Raw genomic sequence first — 14,970 nt, 5'->3', positions numbered from 1 at the left:
GGATGGTTAGTCTTCTTTATGGACCTGTAAGGTTTTTTGTTTTTTGAAAAATTAGGCATTGGCGGTTTGAGTTTGATCAGCTATATCGGGATCGTTTGTTCCAGTATTACTAATTCCTGAGTTAGTATTAATAAAATCCCCCGTATTAAATCCGCCAGAACCTGCATTTGTTTTAGAGGAGCTTTTTGGTGATAAATAAAATGTATCACCGAAATTAATGACGCCTCCACCGACACTGTTTATTCTTATTGGGCCAACAATTGATGGCATGCTAACACCTACTTTTGGGTTATGAAATTTATTTATAGTATATGACACTAGTTATATATTGTTAAGAATTAATCTTCAGCAATAACATAGCGAATATGCAATATTCTAGACTCCGCTGAAATATGATTTAAATTTCCTACTTGCATGATAGATGAAGAGGAAAGAGCAATGACGTTAACATTTTGTACATAAATATTAGGTTGATGGTTGATCGTATGTTTTATAACTTTAGGTTTGGTTTTAGGTAAATTTTTTTTTTGACTAAAGATGGAATAATCTTCAAACTCTAATTCACCTTGAAACGTCTCACCTTCTTTTTGTAAGGCTATGGCTCTTGTTTCCGGACAGGCTTCATGTGTATCTCCAATATTAATGAAAGAGGCATTTATAGCAGAGACTGTATTTATTAATTGAACGTTGGATGTACGTTTTACCAAATAAATCCCCCCCTAGTTAGGCTCCTAGTGGTACCAAATTGAGTATAGAATAACTCTCAGGAGGTGTATCAAAAAAAGATGATAAAACGATTGAATCATTATCTCCGATTAAAAAGACAGAAGAAGCAGCAATTGCATCAATTTGAACATTGGCAACATGTAACCCGTAATTATGAACTTCCATTATCATTTAATATTCTCCTTTGTCACGACTTTACCGGCTTGTAATCCCCCACTTCAAGAATCATCGTTTAAATTAAGTTTTGTGAATGGGGAAAACAGCTAGTAGGGTTCTGATGAGTTCAACCATATCAATGGGGGGTGGAAAAAGCCCACTGAATAAGTTAACCTTTATATTTTTTAATATAGTTAGCTAAGGAATGTTGGATTTCTTCCATTACCTTAGACTTTATAAAACTTTCAAACTCTTGTTCCTCAGAAATATTATTATCTTTTTCGGCTTGTTCCTTATAATAGGAAATTCGATTTGGCAGCTGCTTTTGAATATCTTGGAGTAATAAGGATTGATGCGAGCTATCAATGGTCCGTTCATGAGTATTAGCTAGATCATTAATCATGTTTGGTCCGGATTGGTGCAGCCAATCGCTAAGATCAGTACAAAGTTTTTGATTAAATAAAGGCAAACTTTGAGCAGTCTGTTGATTGGTTTGACCAAGTGCAAAGTCTTCCATTTGTTCTAAGTTTTCGGGTGAAAGTCCAATATGAAGACTACCTGATAATGTTTCAATTTTTAATTGATCAAATTTGTACTCGACTTTTTCAATATTAACCCTGTCTTTTGATTCTTTGTTCGCGTTTAGTTGGTGTACTTGGTCTTCTAAATTTTTCATCCGAATTTCCAAGTTCTGTATATGTCTTTGTAATTCATAAACGTACTGGTTCCAATCTTGACCATACATTGCATTGCCTCCAATACAAGGTCGTAATTTAGTTCTCCGACAAATGCCTAGATTATTTTATGCGAATGATTAGAAGTTGTGATTAAGCATTTGGAGCTAAAGGAACAAGTGGAGCCTCTGTTTGCGCTTCAGCAACTTCAGCAGTTTCAGTATAACCCCCAGTATTATGAATATCTGATTGAGCTTGAATACAGCCAGTGCTACCAATTTGTACAACGGAAGAATTAGTGATAGCACCGATTTTTAAAAAATGAATATGGATTGCTTGATGAATGGTCATGTCCATCGTTGTCACCTCATAGAACTTTCGGTTGATCTATATGATCTCGGTCATTAACGTGTGTATTTGAATTTCCTAAATGAATTCTAATTCCATTTCCCGTATTAAAGGATCCTCCACCGGCATACGTTTTCGCACTACTTTGTGGCAAAATGGAATATACGTCTCCAACATGAAATACACTCGAATTGGAAACACTGACTACTTTAATAGCTCCAACGATTGCAGGCATATAACATCCTCCTTTATCACAGTTTATGCTTGATTTTAAGAATGTGCGTATGAATAGAATAAAAAATGGAATAGGTGAGAGGATTTAGTTTTACTTTAAAAAAGGGTGCTATAATTGAATAGTGTGCGCAAGTAAGGAATTTGCTAAATCAGATATGAAAGGGGAAGGGATTGGATGATGAAAAATAATGCAACGCCATTACAGGAATCGAATCGATTAGAATGGATTGACGCGGCAAGGGGATTAGCGATATTTGGAATATTTATTGTAAATATTGGGGCTTTTAGTGCACCATACTTTATGTATGGCGGGGCGGAAGAAGCATGGACATCAAATATAGATCAAGCTGCGCTAATTTTTATTGATATATTTTTCCAGGGTAGTTTTTACACGTTATTTTCCCTTTTATTTGGATTTGGGTTACAAATGATGAGAGAGCGGATAATGGCAAGAGGAAATAATCCCAATCTCATTTTATTAAGAAGATTATTCATTTTATTTTGTTTTGGTGCGATGCATGCTTTTCTACTTTGGCACGGGGATATTTTATTATCTTACGCTTTAGTTGGAATACTGTCGCTTTTATTCCTACATACAAAGTCAAATACAAAGCTGGCAATTGGAATAGCTATGATGGTCGGAAGTGTAAGTTTTCTTTCCTTTTTATTTTATTTAACCAAAGATTACTTAGATTATGTAGATGTTGTGATGATTGAACAGTCATACAAAAATTATTTAAGCAATGAAATAGGATTGGTTTGGTTACAGAATTATGAGGATTGGTTGTTTGCAAATAATCCTGTTACTCTAATATTTTTAATACTAGTACTCCTTCCGCTATTTTTATTTGGTATGTTTATAGGGGAGAAACGTTGGCTCCATGAACCTGGAAAATATAAATCTCTGTTAATCAAATGGTGGGTTGTTTCCTTTTTACTCTTTATAGGTTTAAAAATGGGTGCCTATTTATTCGGAAATCCAATATGGTTTTCTTATATTCAAGATAATATTGGTGGAATGTTTTCTGCTTTATTTTATATTTTTTCAGTTACTCTTTTGTTTAGAACGGACCTAGGAAGAAAAATAATGAAACCATTTACATATGTTGGGAGAATGGCATTATCAAATTATATATTTCAGTCTATTATTAGTTTTCTATTGTTTTACGGAGTAGGGTTTGGGCTATATGGCAAAATTGGCCCTTTTACTGGAGTAGTAATGGTTGTTATCATTTATATAGGTCAAATTATCTTTAGCAAGTGGTGGTTTAGCCGTTTCCGATTCGGCCCATTAGAATGGGTATGGAGAAGCCTTACGTATTGGAAGCGACAACCATTTTTGCGCAGATAAGAAAGCATTCTTTCGGCAAAGGTTTGTCGAGCGCCTTCGTTTTCTAATGCTAAAAAGAACAAAAAATGACCGTTGTACCAGATTATGGTATGATATCGTTAGAATGAAAGTTGAAAGGGAGGATACATAATAGATGACACATATGCATATTACTTCGTGGGTACTAGGTTTTATTCTTTTTATCATTGCACTTGTCTTCCTTAATCAAGGAAAAGAAAAACCTGCGAAAATCGTTCACATGATTTTACGTCTTGATTACTTATTTATTTTATACACTGGTGGGGACTTACTTGGAGTATATTTCCAAAGTATACAAATGCCATTATTTGCTGAAGCCATTACAAAATCATTAGCTGGTATATGGTTAATTGCTGCAATGGAAATGATTTTAGTGAAAAAATCTAAAGGAAAACCAGTCAGAAGCTTCTGGATCCAATTTGTTATCGCGTTAGTCATTGTGTTGATTTTAGGTTTTGTAAGATTACCGATGTAGTTATCATATGAAGGATTAAAAACTGTCTAAACGGCAGTTTTTTTATTTAGTGGAACGTCTTTAAATGATGTTCCACATTATGAATGATTTTCAACAATATTCGAAATCTGGTTGACTAATAGATTAGTTGGTTAATAATAAAAGGGTGAATACATATTTTGGGGGATAGTTGAATGAAAAAAATACGAATGCTATTTTTAATAGCTGGTGTTTTCTTGCTAAGTAATGAAAACACTTTATTATATGCAGATGAACGACAGATTCAAGAAGAGGTTATTTATCACATCCTAATTGACAGATATAATAATGGCGACCATAGCATGGATAGTAATGTTGATGTTAATGATCCATATGCATATCATGGAGGGGATTTCCAGGGAATTATTACAAAATTAGATGATCTTCAGGAACTTGGGATTACAACTCTCTCTCTTTCACCTATTATGGCAAATGCTGATAAAGGTTACCATGGTTACTGGATTGAAGACTTCTATCAATTGGAAGAACAGTTTGGAACAATGGAAGACTTTCAATTGCTTGTAAAGGAAGCGCATAAGAGAGGGATGAAGGTTGTCATTGAATTTGTAACACAATTCATCGCACCAACGAATCCAATCGTTCAAGATACTGAAAAAGCTGATTGGGTAAAGGAACAAGAATTATCTGGACCTGAATGGATCAATAATACCGTGCAATTAAATTTACAAAATGAAGAAGTTCAACAATATTTAATGGATGTTGCAGACTTCTGGATGGCAGAAACTGAAATTGATGGTTTTAACATTCATGCAGTTGATCAAATGCCAGTTTCTTTTTTACAAAAGTTAACAGAACATATTAAATCTATTCATTCTAATTTTTATTTAATAGGAGATATTCTTGAAACGAATGAGAACAGTCAAAAAATATTAGATAGCACTGGTATACAAGTGATTGAAAATACAGCGTTAAATCAAACGATGAGAGAAACCTTTTCTAAAGAAGACAAGGAGGTTTCCGCTATCTATAATGTTTGGGAAGAAAGCGGAAATCAACTACCAATACTTTATATGGATGATATGTATTCGAAAAGGTTCACACAAGAGTTCTCAGAAAATGGCCGAAACTCATTGACGGCTTGGAAACTGGCATTGACATATATGTATACAACGCCAGGAGTTCCAATGATTTTCCAAGGATCCGAGATTCCGATGTATGGCGAAGATGCGGTTGCTGCTCAAAATCTTGTTCAATTTAATAGCGGAGATTCTGATTTACAAGAGTTCTTCCATAAAATATCATCCTTACGATCCCAATTTCGCGCATTACAATACGGGGATTTTGAATTAGTTGATACAAGTAATGCTATGAGTGTTTTTCGTAGGTCATATGAAGGAGACACCTTATATATAGCAATTAATAACAGTAGCACATCACAGGATATTACTGTATCTGGTATAGAGCCCGGAATGCAATTGAGAGGTTATTTGGAAGATAATTTAGTACGCGCTGATGATAATGGCGACTATCGTATCGGATTACCTAGAGAATCTGTAGAAGTTTTTCATTTGCAACCAGACAAAGGACTAAACTGGGGATTCATCAGTTTTATTTGTGGGACATTGCTATTATTCATTGTTGGGGTTATTTACTTAAGTAGAAAACAAAAAAAACGTGAAGCAGAAGAGTAAAAGGATATTTTCCTTAAATAGGATAGGAGGTGCAAAGAGTGATTGGACTTATTGCATTAACATTAGTACTATGTGTTAGTCTCAGTACCATTATTCTTAGTGAAGTGACAGATTAAAATAGAATGGCCATTTCGTAAAAATATCTGGAAAAATTTTAGGACGCTATCCTGTAAAAAGGATTAGCGTCTACATTTTATTTAAGGCTATTTTTGATGATTTTGAATAGGCTATGACCTATTTAAAAAATGTTTGCGAAAAATGATAATCATGTAGGTATTGTTTTCATATGATACTGCAGGAATACACGGTATAAGAGTAGATAAATGATTAGTGAGGTGAGAGTCAGTTGAGTCACCATACGGTTATCGGGGCGTGGATTCAAGCAGTAGGAACAGTAATCAATGCTATAGACCCTCCTTTTAGTGAAGATGATGGTAAGGTAATTGCGAAAGTCGGAAATATACTGCAAGCTATTGGAAGTTCGATTATTTCTGATTATACATCAGAGGAATTAGTTAAATTAGCCAACGAAGTCCAAACCATTGGAAATCTTTTTGTAGTAACAGGTTTATATGTAGAAAACATCAATCTTGAGATTCAAGGTAATTTTATTCAAGCCATGGGAGCAGGAATTGGATTAATACCAGCAATTGAAGAAAACGATGTGTTCGGATTTCAGGGAGATTTCTTACAGTCTATCGGCAATGGCATTCAAGGAATATCAGGAATTAAAGAAGAGGTGGAAAATGTAGATGTAAGTTTACTAGATGATACGGGAGCATGGATTCAAGCTGCTGGATCTGTGATTTCGGCTATTAATATGACAATACAAAATCAAAAAGACCAACATTCTGATCAGCCATTATATCACTTTATACCAATATAATTTAATGGAAGATGCTGCAATTTGCTATTTCCAATTGAATCAAATTGTTAAATAACCTCTGAAGTTCTTCGTTCATGTCCTCTTCTCCTAATTTTGAGATGTTTAATCCCTATAATATATAGGTGTTTATCTAAAATGTTGCATCAATTTTTAAGTGAAACGTTTGAGAAATTTATTCAGGGTAGGTTTGTGCCTATTCATAATAAATACGATTGCATAATATTTATATTAGTTGTTTTAACTACCCAATTATAAAATGTGAGAGGATGGAGTAGAATGTATTTTTTTCCTTACAATAATCCATATTATCAATATCCTTATTATGTAAATGCACCACCAATGAATAACTATACAAGGCACTCTGAATACTGGGAAAAACCAGCCGAGTTATATGAAAATAGATTTGAAACAGTTAGACAAAATAATAATATTTTATTAAGAGATTACGGTCCTAATCCTTTTGTTGTTAATATTAATGAGGCATCTAAGCAAAATAATACGTATCGCACGGCTTTATGGACCGGACCACATTTACAGGTTACGGTGATGAGTATTAATGTAGGGGATGATATTGGTTTAGAAATACATCCTGAAGTTGATCAATTCTTACGTATCGAACAAGGACAGGGGATTGTTCAAATGGGTAAGAGAAAAGATAACCTTGATTTTGAAAGAAGAGTTGCTGATGATTTTGCAATTATGGTACCCGCTGGAACATGGCATAATGTAACGAATACAGGAACTATCCCGCTAAAACTTTATTCCATCTATGCACCACCGAACCATCCACGTGGAACGGTTCATGTAACAAAAGCAGATGCAATGGCCGCAGAAGGTGGAAGTCAAGATCATACAAGTATTCCTGGTAGAACACAAGAAGAATGGGTACCATATACGGGGTTTTTAGAAAATAAGGATTAAGAGATGTGAAAAGAATATCAACTGCCCATAAAGGTCTGATAAGTGTGACTAACCATCAGTTGGGGAAGGGAACCCCCCACTGATGGAAGTCTTCTTTATAACTAACCATAAGTTATCTTACCCGTTCACAATCGTTCCACCATTCACATGAATCATTTGCCCAGTTACGTAGCTGCTGTCATCGCTAGCTAAATAAACATAAGCAGGTGCAACCTCTTTCGGTTGACCAGGCCGTTTCATCGGAGTATCGGCTCCAAATGAATCCACTTTCTTTTTGTTAAAAGAAGCGGGAATTAGTGGAGTCCAAATCGGACCCGGAGCAACAGCGTTAACCCGAATTCCTTGGTCAGCCAAAGCACCGGATAATGATCTAGTAAATGAAGTAATTGCTCCTTTTGTTGCCGAATAATCAATCAAATCCACATTTCCTTTGTAACTAGTAATCGAGGAAGTATTAATAATAGAACTCCCTTTTTTTAGATGAGGAATGACTGCTTTCGTTAAGTAAAACATACTGAATATATTCGTTCGGAATGTTTTTTCTAATTGTTCACTTGTTATATCTAAAAAACTTGGTTGAGGATGTTGTTCTGCAGCGTTATTTACTAATATGTCAATTTGATGAAACGTATCAAATGTCTTTTTTACTGCTTCTGAACAAAAAGCTTCATTACCAATATCCCCGCTTAGGAGTAAACATTTTCTGCCTTCCTGTTCCACGAGTTCTTTCGTTTTATTGGCATCGTCATGTTCATTTAAGTAAATAATCGCAACATCCGCACCTTCTTTAGCAAAATGTACGCTCACGGCTCGGCCAATACCACTATCCCCACCGGTAATAATAGCTACTTTGTTTTTTAATTTATTACCTCCTTCATAATCATGGCGGATAAATTCCGGATTTGGAATCATCTCAGATTCGATTCCTGGTTGTTTCCCTTGAATTTGTTTTGGTGGAGTAATTTTTCCGTTATGATGCTCCATACTCATCCACATCTCCTCCTTCATCATTAATGTACCCTTCGTGGGAAAATCCAATCATGAAGAAAGCATAATAGAAAAAAAGCCCTTTTTAAAAAAGGACTTTAGTCGCTTCCGTATTAATAGGTTACTGATCTTTCGTAATCAAATGCTGATATGGCACCTTGTTTATGCAAGTATGCAAATATGTGTCGATAGTCTTTTATGTCAATTTCCCCCATAATGTACTTATGCTGATAAAAGTCGAGTAAGTCGTTAACTGAATCTGGCATGTGATTTCGAACGGACATATATCTGTCTACTAAATCGAAAATATGCAATGTAGATTCCCCCTCATTAAGTGTATGACTTTATATCTATATTTAATTGAATATATGTTTAAAAAATAGATTTCATGCTTTTAATCTTAAAGTTTTTCCATGGGGTTAGGATGTTGTTTTAATTCGGTTTTGGTTTATTGGAAAAGAATAGGGCTATCGTTCCTGGACCAGAATGTGCTCCTATGACAGAACCAACCATTTCAATTACAATTTGATTTTCACTAACACTAAATTTATCTTGGATCATCTTGGAAAGTTGTTCGGCTCTTTCTAGGTCGTCACCGTGACTTATACCAATGGTTTGATTCGTGAGATCGAGCCCTCGTTCCTCCATTAGTTCTAGCATTCGACTTAAAACTTTTTTTGAACCTCGAATTTTTTCTAGTGGAACCAACTTTCCGTCATCTACGTGTAGTAAAGGTTTTACCTTTAATAAAGTACCAACAAAAGCTTGAGCCTTACTAATACGGCCACCACGTTTTAGATATTCTAAATCATCCACGGTAAATATATGTTCCATATGTTCCGACTGATATCTTACTGCGTTTACAACCTCATCTACTGAGGCTCCTTGTTTTGCGAGTTTTGCTGCATGTAATACAACTAAACCTTGCCCAAGGGATGCACATTTCGTATCGATAACATGTATTGGTGCATCAGGATACGCTTCCTTTACTTCCTGTTCCATCATTTTCGCGGTTTGATAGGTTCCTGAAAGTTGGGAAGAGAAAGCTATGTATACTAATGGTTTATTTTCTTTTGCGTGGGAAGTGAATATTTCTTTAAACGTTTGTGGAGAGATCTGGGAGGTTTTTGGTGCTTTTCCTTGTCTCATGGCATCATAAACAGTTTTTGCTTGAATCGTTACACCGTCTTCATAATCTTGTCCATCTAGATGAACTGTTAATGGTGCAATTTGTATGTCTAATTCCGAAAACTGTTCTAGCGTTAAATCACAACTGGAATCGGTAAGTATTTGAATTGCCATTCAATCACTCCTAATAAAAAATCTTTCTTTATTTAAGTTTATAGCGATATCCATATTTAGTCAAAAATAAAATTTTATATGGAATTTGGAATCGTATATCCCTTACGTCACGAAGGTGGTTAAATTTTGGAAAAAAGCTTACAATGATGATGACATTTAAAAGAATATGAGGGAGGAGAGTGAAAAATGAAACGAATCATGCTTTTGATGCTTTTTGCTGTTCTTCTTGTTGGTTGTAGCAACACAGATGAATTGATATCAAATTCCGATTCACCGAATACGATAGATATTCGAAATGTGGATGTCCAGGTTGAAGATCTTACGGCTAACTTAGTTGCTGATGTAAAAACATCGAGTGAAGAAATATTCTATCGAGTTGAACTAGGGGAGGAAGTTCTACAAGATGAGAAACCTATCCAACTTAATGGTCAGGAATGGAAACCTTTTGAAATTGAAGTCACATTACCTAAAAAAGTAATGGAAGCGGATGATGCTCCAATTTTTGTTATTTATGGAAAAAGTGAAAATGGAAAAGCAATGAATCCTAATTACATACCGATTGAAATAAAATAGAGACCAAAAATAATTATTTATTTTTGGTCCATTTATCCCACCCAAACGGGTACTTGCGCCTTTCTTATGTATTAATAACCGTATCTTTCCATTACCTCTTTAACACGAGGGGTTAAGTCTTCCCATTCCGCATCAAATTGTTTATTGATGGTAATAAAGTTTTGATATCCAAAGACGTTGTCAACGCCTTCCACTTTCATTAAATCATTAAGAATGTCGTGTTCACTTGTATTTCCAGGCATAACAGAAATACTATTTGTACCTTCGAAAATAATTTTATCTGTTGTGAATTTCATTGCGTTTGGATTTGGTGTACCTTCAACATGAATTGCCATATTTGTCATTCCTCCTCGTAAACCTACTTGTCTTTATATTACCAAATTATTTTTAAGGATGAAAGTAACATCCCCTTCCTGATGAAAGGGGATGTCTATACTTGTTACATGAATTATTTTAGTTGGTTTGATTGCTTCAACTGTTGCTCAAGCTGTTGTAGATGTTCCTTCTCTTGCGGAGATGCATCCTCGTATGCAGACTGAATTGCGCTTTCGGCTGCTTGTTTATCAGCTTCACTAGCATTACCATTAATGAGGTTATTTACTGCGTCTTTAGCTTGTTGAAATAAGTTGTTTTGCAATGAAAACCCTCCTAAAGGTACTTCTAAAGATTCTCTTGTCCATTCACTTCTCTTTCACGTTCAGCTAATGTAGAACGATAGGGGAAACGCTCGGCATGTTTTTTAACGGAATCAGAACCATGTTGTACAAATCGACGTGATTTACTTCCTTTTCCCATACCTGAATTCCTCCTTCAGAAATTAGAATGGAAACATCAGGGGTTAAATTTAACCCCTGAATGATGCTCAAGAAGTAAAACAAAAAGTGAACGTTTTTTACGTTCAATTATAGTATGGTTCGCCTGAACGAAATTAAGCTTGGTAATAATCGGGAATTAGTGCGCATTTGTCTAATCTAACTTTAAATACTCTTCAAGAAACGTACCAATACCATTTTGTTCATTGGTATTTGTTATATGGTTTGCAACTTGTTTTAATTCTTTAATAGCGTTTCCCATTGCAACACCTACACCTACATAATCAATCATTTCTAAATCATTATCTTCATCCCCGAAGGCAATGATATTTTCTTTGGAAATATTGTAGTATTTCGCAATTTTATGGAGTCCAACTGCTTTGTTCATTCCCTTTTTTACAATTTCTACAACATGATATGGTGCACCCCCATTACGATGCTCGATGAGTTCAGCGTGAAATTCTGTTAAATGATTACGCAATGTATGAACCTCTTTTTCGTTTGGAAAAATAAGAAGAGAAGTTGGATCTTCCGTTAATTTGTTTTTTAAATTGCCAATCGTAAACGGAGGATTGTTTTTAGGTCCTTGAAAGAGTTCTATTACTTCTTCATCAAATTGTTCTAGGTATACATTATCCATTACCTCAGCTAGAATATTTCGTACATTTAAATCATAACTTGCTTCTATAATCTTTTTGGCTGTTCTCAACGACATTGGATTATGTAGTATATCCCACTTTTCTTCAGTTGGATGATGAAGGAGTGCACCATTGAAATTTACCATAGGTGTATTTAAACCAAGTTCATGGTAATAATTTATACTTGACCGATGTGGTCTCCCTGTAGCGATAACAACGATATGTCCTTCGTTCATTGCTTTAAGCAAGGTTTGTTTCGTTCGAGGATCTATTTCTTTACTATCCGTTAACAACGTTCCATCTAAATCTAACGCAATTAAGTACTTATCTAACATTCCATTCACCCCATTTAGAAAACTTGGCATTCGCTATTAGGTTGTAAATGCCCTGGTTATACTTATTTAGTAAGAAAGACCTTTCTGCCAAGTTTATAGTGGAAAAGGCAATGTGTAAAGGTGTAATGTATTTACAAAATTTGCAAGAAGGGGTCCAACAAGCTTAAAATATAATTATTATAGTTCAAGGAGAGTCGCGTCGTAATGATTGGTGTGTTTAAAGAAGAAATAAAAAAGATACCTAGTTTAATCGTAGTTGAAGCTTCAAAGGAAAAAGAAAAATTGCCGACAGTAATATATAGTCACGGATTTACAAGTGCAAAAGAACATAATCTGGATTTAGCTTATTTACTTGCCGAGAGAGGTTTACGGGTTATTTTACCAGATAGTTTACATCATGGTGAAAGAGAATTTGATATAGACCCGGTAAAACGAACCTTAGCATTTTGGGAAATTGTTCTGCAAAATTTAAAAGATATCGATACCATTCGTCATGAGTTAAAGGATAGACAAATTTTATTAGATGAAAGAATTGGATTGGCTGGTACGAGCATGGGAGGAATAACAACATCTGCAGCGCTAACTCAATTCCCGTGGATTAAAGCAGCCGCTGTATTAATGGGATCTCCCAAGCCATCAATATTTGCAAGGGAATTAATTAAAAGTGTTCAAGATCAAATAACGATACCTAATTTTGATGAAATGATTGCTCAATTATATGATCAATTAAAGGAAATCGATTTATCATTAAGGAAGGATACCTTGAATGATCGACCATTGTTATTTTGGCATGGTGAAAAGGATTCGGTTGTTCCATTTGACCATTCTTTTAGCTTTTATAATGAAGTGAAAGAGCAGTATAAGATTAAAGAACATATTCGTTATATAAAAGAAAAAAATCGAGATCATAAAGTTAGTCGCATGGCAAAGCTGGAAACTGTGAAATGGTTTGAAAAATACGTATAATGTGATTTACATCATTTAAATAGTATGAAAAATATGTTTAAATATAGGAAAGGCATTAAAGGGAGGTTGTAATGAATGGATGAAGCACTTAAAGAAAATATTATGGGTGCATTAGAGAACGTTATTGACCCTGAGCTAGGGATAGATATTGTTAACTTGGGACTAGTCTATGACGTTGATTTGGATGAAGAAGGATTGTGCACGGTCGTTATGACTTTAACTTCAATGGGATGTCCACTTTCTGCACATATCGAACGTGATGTGAAATTTGTTTTAGCAGACATACCTGAAATAAAAGAGCTAAAAGTTGACATTGTTTGGGAACCAGCTTGGAATAAACATATGATGTCACGTTATGCAAAAATTGCTTTGGGTATTCCGGATTGATTCAAGAAGACGCAGCTCTTTTTGCGGTAACGAGTTCCCAGGACGATTCAGCATTTGAAAAAATGTATAGAAAATGACGCAATATCAGGTTGAGAATTAATATTTATTCTCAACCTGATATTTTTTATGCAAATAAAAATTTAATCTAAAGAAGCCCCTTTGGAAAGCTTATCTCACGGACAAAATTCATTCAGGAAAACCGGGATACGTCCATGAGAGGTGAGATCATGGCCAAAACATCAATGGAAGCCCCATCAAATGTCCGTGAGAGGCGATATCACGGCCAAAACGTCAATGGAAGATGCATCAAATGTCCGTGAGAGGCGATATCACGGCCAAAACGCCGATGGAAGACGCATCAAATGTCCGTGAGAGGCGATATCACGGCCAAAACGTCAATGGAAGATGCATCAAATGTCCGTGAGAGGCGATATCACGGCCAAAACGTCAATGGAAGATGCATCAAATGTCCGTGAGTAGATATCATGGCCAAAACGCCAATGAGAAAACCGTCAAATGTCCGTGAGAAAATTCTATTCCCCCCTAAAAGGAATAAAAAACAGCAGAAGCAAATTCGACTACGAATGCTCTGCTGTTTAGGTAAATAAAACTATATTTTACAAAAAGAAAATAACCAAAAATCCTACTACAACACAATAATAGGAGAAATATTTTAAGTTTCCTTTGGCCATGATTCCCATAAACCATTTTAGCGCAAAATAGGTTGCGATAAATGTTGTAACGAATGCAATGATATGTGGTATTAGCATCGTTTGGAATTCGGGACTTTTAATTAAATCTGGTATTTCAAGTAGGCCTGTTCCGAGACTAACTGGGATATATAATAGAAATGAAAATCGTAATGCAGTCTCTTGTTTCATTCCCACTAACATAGATCCAACAATAGTTGCACCCGAACGACTAATGCCAGGAGTAACGGCCACTGTTTGTGCCAAACCTACGATAATGGCATCTTTTGTTGATAAATCACCATCATTTTTTCTACCACGGAGATTCCGAATAATCCATAATGCAACAGCGGTAATTAATAAAGTGTATCCGACTATTTTTGTGCTACTAAGCGATTCTCCAATCACATCTCCAAATAATACACCAACGACTCCGACTGGAATAGTGGCTATAACTAGGTATACGATAAAACGGAAGTCATCTTTGGCAGCATTTTCCCTTTTAAAAACATATAAGTATCCATTCCTGATTAATCGAATGATATCTTCCCAGTAAATAACTAAAATGGCTAATAAAGATGCAAAATTAACAAAGATTTCAAAGGAAAGCCCTTCTGCTTCAATACCGAATAATTCCCGGAAGATAATTAAATGGCCACTAGATGAAATGGGGATAGGTTCCGTTATACCTTGGACTAAACCCAAAATAAAGTACTCGATTAAAGTCCATATTTTTTCAAAAAAATCCAATTCCTTCTCTCCTAACTTGAATAAATTTCTCCTCCAAAAAATAATTCACCAACCAATAGGCTAATGAATAGT

22 protein-coding genes are annotated in these 14,970 nt (G+C 35.1%); 8 read left to right on the top strand and 14 right to left on the bottom strand.

Annotation, left to right across the window (positions count from 1 at the left end):
• Positions 1–51 precede the first annotated feature (51 nt).
• The 6 genes from ACFQ18_RS08745 to ACFQ18_RS08720 form a co-directional block, all read right to left on the bottom strand.
• The gene (locus ACFQ18_RS08745) at positions 52–270 is read right to left on the bottom strand and encodes a spore germination protein (protein WP_047186462.1); all 219 of its coding nucleotides are present in this window, start codon (positions 268–270) and stop codon (positions 52–54) included.
• A 68-nt stretch (positions 271–338) separates the two neighbouring features.
• Positions 339–707, bottom strand: coding sequence for a spore germination protein GerPE (locus ACFQ18_RS08740; RefSeq protein ID WP_047186461.1), 369 nt, complete (start codon positions 705–707; stop codon positions 339–341).
• A 16-nt stretch (positions 708–723) separates the two neighbouring features.
• The gene (locus ACFQ18_RS08735) at positions 724–891 is read right to left on the bottom strand and encodes a spore gernimation protein GerPD (protein WP_379566172.1); all 168 of its coding nucleotides are present in this window, start codon (positions 889–891) and stop codon (positions 724–726) included.
• Between the two features lie 160 nt (positions 892–1,051).
• Positions 1,052–1,627, bottom strand: a complete 576-nt coding sequence (gerPC, locus tag ACFQ18_RS08730) for a spore germination protein GerPC (protein ID WP_047186459.1) — start codon at positions 1,625–1,627, stop codon at positions 1,052–1,054.
• 82 nt (positions 1,628–1,709) lie between these two features.
• The gene (locus tag ACFQ18_RS08725) at positions 1,710–1,913 is read right to left on the bottom strand and encodes a spore germination protein GerPB (RefSeq protein WP_047186458.1); all 204 of its coding nucleotides are present in this window, start codon (positions 1,911–1,913) and stop codon (positions 1,710–1,712) included.
• A 10-nt stretch (positions 1,914–1,923) separates the two neighbouring features.
• Positions 1,924–2,139 (bottom strand): spore germination protein, encoded by a 216-nt coding sequence (locus ACFQ18_RS08720; RefSeq protein WP_047186457.1) that lies wholly within the window; start codon positions 2,137–2,139, stop codon positions 1,924–1,926.
• Positions 2,140–2,313: 174 nt separating this feature from the next.
• On the opposite strand from ACFQ18_RS08720, the gene ACFQ18_RS08715 reads away from it, so the two are divergent.
• The 5 genes from ACFQ18_RS08715 to ACFQ18_RS08695 all read left to right on the top strand — a co-directional run bounded on the left by ACFQ18_RS08715 (position 2,314) and on the right by ACFQ18_RS08695 (position 7,459).
• Positions 2,314–3,489: a DUF418 domain-containing protein gene (locus ACFQ18_RS08715; RefSeq protein ID WP_240473185.1), complete on the top strand. Its 1,176-nt coding sequence runs from the start codon at positions 2,314–2,316 to the stop codon at positions 3,487–3,489.
• A 133-nt stretch (positions 3,490–3,622) separates the two neighbouring features.
• Positions 3,623–3,982 carry a YisL family protein gene (locus tag ACFQ18_RS08710; RefSeq protein ID WP_047186456.1) on the top strand — a complete coding sequence of 120 codons (360 nt, stop codon included), beginning with the start codon at positions 3,623–3,625 and terminating at the stop codon, positions 3,980–3,982.
• A gap of 173 nt (positions 3,983–4,155) precedes the next feature.
• Positions 4,156–5,652: an alpha-amylase family glycosyl hydrolase gene (locus tag ACFQ18_RS08705; RefSeq protein ID WP_145523886.1), complete on the top strand. Its 1,497-nt coding sequence runs from the start codon at positions 4,156–4,158 to the stop codon at positions 5,650–5,652.
• A gap of 346 nt (positions 5,653–5,998) precedes the next feature.
• The gene (locus tag ACFQ18_RS08700) at positions 5,999–6,538 is read left to right on the top strand and encodes a DUF6944 family repetitive protein (RefSeq protein WP_047186454.1); all 540 of its coding nucleotides are present in this window, start codon (positions 5,999–6,001) and stop codon (positions 6,536–6,538) included.
• Between the two features lie 276 nt (positions 6,539–6,814).
• Complete coding sequence (locus ACFQ18_RS08695; protein ID WP_084824119.1) at positions 6,815–7,459, top strand: cupin domain-containing protein; 645 nt, start codon at positions 6,815–6,817, stop codon at positions 7,457–7,459.
• A 117-nt stretch (positions 7,460–7,576) separates the two neighbouring features.
• On the opposite strand, the gene ACFQ18_RS08690 is transcribed toward ACFQ18_RS08695, so the two are convergent.
• From ACFQ18_RS08690 to ACFQ18_RS08680, 3 genes are all read right to left on the bottom strand, one after another.
• Positions 7,577–8,449 (bottom strand): SDR family oxidoreductase, encoded by an 873-nt coding sequence (locus tag ACFQ18_RS08690; protein ID WP_047186453.1) that lies wholly within the window; start codon positions 8,447–8,449, stop codon positions 7,577–7,579.
• 110 nt (positions 8,450–8,559) lie between these two features.
• On the bottom strand, positions 8,560–8,760 hold the full coding sequence (yppF, locus tag ACFQ18_RS08685; RefSeq protein WP_047186452.1) for a YppF family protein: 201 nt from the start codon (positions 8,758–8,760) through the stop codon (positions 8,560–8,562).
• Between the two features lie 118 nt (positions 8,761–8,878).
• The gene (locus ACFQ18_RS08680; RefSeq protein WP_204798137.1) at positions 8,879–9,748 is read right to left on the bottom strand and encodes a DegV family protein; all 870 of its coding nucleotides are present in this window, start codon (positions 9,746–9,748) and stop codon (positions 8,879–8,881) included.
• Between the two features lie 186 nt (positions 9,749–9,934).
• Between ACFQ18_RS08680 and ACFQ18_RS08675 the strand changes: the two genes are divergently transcribed.
• Entirely contained in the window at positions 9,935–10,321 is a 387-nt protein-coding gene (locus tag ACFQ18_RS08675; RefSeq protein WP_047186450.1) for a putative periplasmic lipoprotein, read from the top strand.
• 71 nt (positions 10,322–10,392) lie between these two features.
• On the opposite strand, the gene ACFQ18_RS08670 is transcribed toward ACFQ18_RS08675, so the two are convergent.
• The 4 genes from ACFQ18_RS08670 to ACFQ18_RS08655 all read right to left on the bottom strand — a co-directional run bounded on the left by ACFQ18_RS08670 (position 10,393) and on the right by ACFQ18_RS08655 (position 12,106).
• Positions 10,393–10,656 (bottom strand): NifU N-terminal domain-containing protein, encoded by a 264-nt coding sequence (locus tag ACFQ18_RS08670; RefSeq protein WP_047186449.1) that lies wholly within the window; start codon positions 10,654–10,656, stop codon positions 10,393–10,395.
• 113 nt (positions 10,657–10,769) lie between these two features.
• A complete protein-coding gene (locus ACFQ18_RS08665) occupies positions 10,770–10,958 on the bottom strand; it encodes a DUF3813 family protein (RefSeq protein ID WP_047186448.1) in 189 nt (62 codons plus the stop codon).
• Between the two features lie 23 nt (positions 10,959–10,981).
• Positions 10,982–11,116, bottom strand: a complete 135-nt coding sequence (locus ACFQ18_RS08660) for a hypothetical protein (RefSeq protein WP_257456403.1) — start codon at positions 11,114–11,116, stop codon at positions 10,982–10,984.
• A gap of 171 nt (positions 11,117–11,287) precedes the next feature.
• The gene (locus ACFQ18_RS08655; RefSeq protein ID WP_047186447.1) at positions 11,288–12,106 is read right to left on the bottom strand and encodes a Cof-type HAD-IIB family hydrolase; all 819 of its coding nucleotides are present in this window, start codon (positions 12,104–12,106) and stop codon (positions 11,288–11,290) included.
• Positions 12,107–12,310: 204 nt separating this feature from the next.
• Here ACFQ18_RS08655 and ACFQ18_RS08650 point away from each other — a divergent pair, with 204 nt between their 5' ends.
• Both ACFQ18_RS08650 and ACFQ18_RS08645 read left to right on the top strand, forming a co-directional pair.
• A complete protein-coding gene (locus ACFQ18_RS08650) occupies positions 12,311–13,072 on the top strand; it encodes an alpha/beta fold hydrolase (RefSeq protein WP_047186446.1) in 762 nt (253 codons plus the stop codon).
• A 75-nt stretch (positions 13,073–13,147) separates the two neighbouring features.
• Positions 13,148–13,459 (top strand): metal-sulfur cluster assembly factor, encoded by a 312-nt coding sequence (locus ACFQ18_RS08645; protein ID WP_047186445.1) that lies wholly within the window; start codon positions 13,148–13,150, stop codon positions 13,457–13,459.
• Positions 13,460–14,076: 617 nt separating this feature from the next.
• Here ACFQ18_RS08645 and ACFQ18_RS08640 read toward each other — a convergent pair.
• Positions 14,077–14,898, bottom strand: coding sequence for an undecaprenyl-diphosphate phosphatase (locus tag ACFQ18_RS08640; protein ID WP_204798138.1), 822 nt, complete (start codon positions 14,896–14,898; stop codon positions 14,077–14,079).
• Positions 14,899–14,970: the final 72 nt, after the last annotated feature.

Source organism: Oceanobacillus caeni, assembly GCF_042678465.1.
GTDB classification, from domain to species: domain Bacteria; phylum Bacillota; class Bacilli; order Bacillales; family Amphibacillaceae; genus Oceanobacillus; species Oceanobacillus caeni.
This window is presented reverse-complemented; position numbering and strand designations above follow the sequence as displayed.

What these genes read in the sequence shown, in the direction of transcription:
- ACFQ18_RS08695 (WP_084824119.1), top strand. Translation starts at nt 6,815, where the DNA reads ATGTATTTTTTTCCTTACAATAATCCATATTATCAATATCCTTATTAT.
- ACFQ18_RS08705 (WP_145523886.1), top strand. Translation starts at nt 4,156, where the DNA reads ATGAAAAAAATACGAATGCTATTTTTAATAGCTGGTGTTTTCTTGCTA.
- ACFQ18_RS08655 (WP_047186447.1), bottom strand. Translation starts at nt 12,106, where the DNA reads ATGTTAGATAAGTACTTAATTGCGTTAGATTTAGATGGAACGTTGTTA.
- ACFQ18_RS08725 (WP_047186458.1), bottom strand. Translation starts at nt 1,913, where the DNA reads ATGGACATGACCATTCATCAAGCAATCCATATTCATTTTTTAAAAATC.
- ACFQ18_RS08720 (WP_047186457.1), bottom strand. Translation starts at nt 2,139, where the DNA reads ATGCCTGCAATCGTTGGAGCTATTAAAGTAGTCAGTGTTTCCAATTCG.
- ACFQ18_RS08670 (WP_047186449.1), bottom strand. Translation starts at nt 10,656, where the DNA reads ATGGCAATTCATGTTGAAGGTACACCAAATCCAAACGCAATGAAATTC.
- ACFQ18_RS08745 (WP_047186462.1), bottom strand. Translation starts at nt 270, where the DNA reads ATGCCATCAATTGTTGGCCCAATAAGAATAAACAGTGTCGGTGGAGGC.
- ACFQ18_RS08675 (WP_047186450.1), top strand. Translation starts at nt 9,935, where the DNA reads ATGAAACGAATCATGCTTTTGATGCTTTTTGCTGTTCTTCTTGTTGGT.
- ACFQ18_RS08735 (WP_379566172.1), bottom strand. Translation starts at nt 891, where the DNA reads ATGGAAGTTCATAATTACGGGTTACATGTTGCCAATGTTCAAATTGAT.
- ACFQ18_RS08715 (WP_240473185.1), top strand. Translation starts at nt 2,314, where the DNA reads ATGATGAAAAATAATGCAACGCCATTACAGGAATCGAATCGATTAGAA.
- ACFQ18_RS08660 (WP_257456403.1), bottom strand. Translation starts at nt 11,116, where the DNA reads ATGGGAAAAGGAAGTAAATCACGTCGATTTGTACAACATGGTTCTGAT.
- ACFQ18_RS08710 (WP_047186456.1), top strand. Translation starts at nt 3,623, where the DNA reads ATGACACATATGCATATTACTTCGTGGGTACTAGGTTTTATTCTTTTT.
- gerPC (WP_047186459.1), bottom strand. Translation starts at nt 1,627, where the DNA reads ATGTATGGTCAAGATTGGAACCAGTACGTTTATGAATTACAAAGACAT.
- ACFQ18_RS08650 (WP_047186446.1), top strand. Translation starts at nt 12,311, where the DNA reads ATGATTGGTGTGTTTAAAGAAGAAATAAAAAAGATACCTAGTTTAATC.
- ACFQ18_RS08680 (WP_204798137.1), bottom strand. Translation starts at nt 9,748, where the DNA reads ATGGCAATTCAAATACTTACCGATTCCAGTTGTGATTTAACGCTAGAA.
- ACFQ18_RS08690 (WP_047186453.1), bottom strand. Translation starts at nt 8,449, where the DNA reads ATGAGTATGGAGCATCATAACGGAAAAATTACTCCACCAAAACAAATT.
- ACFQ18_RS08645 (WP_047186445.1), top strand. Translation starts at nt 13,148, where the DNA reads ATGGATGAAGCACTTAAAGAAAATATTATGGGTGCATTAGAGAACGTT.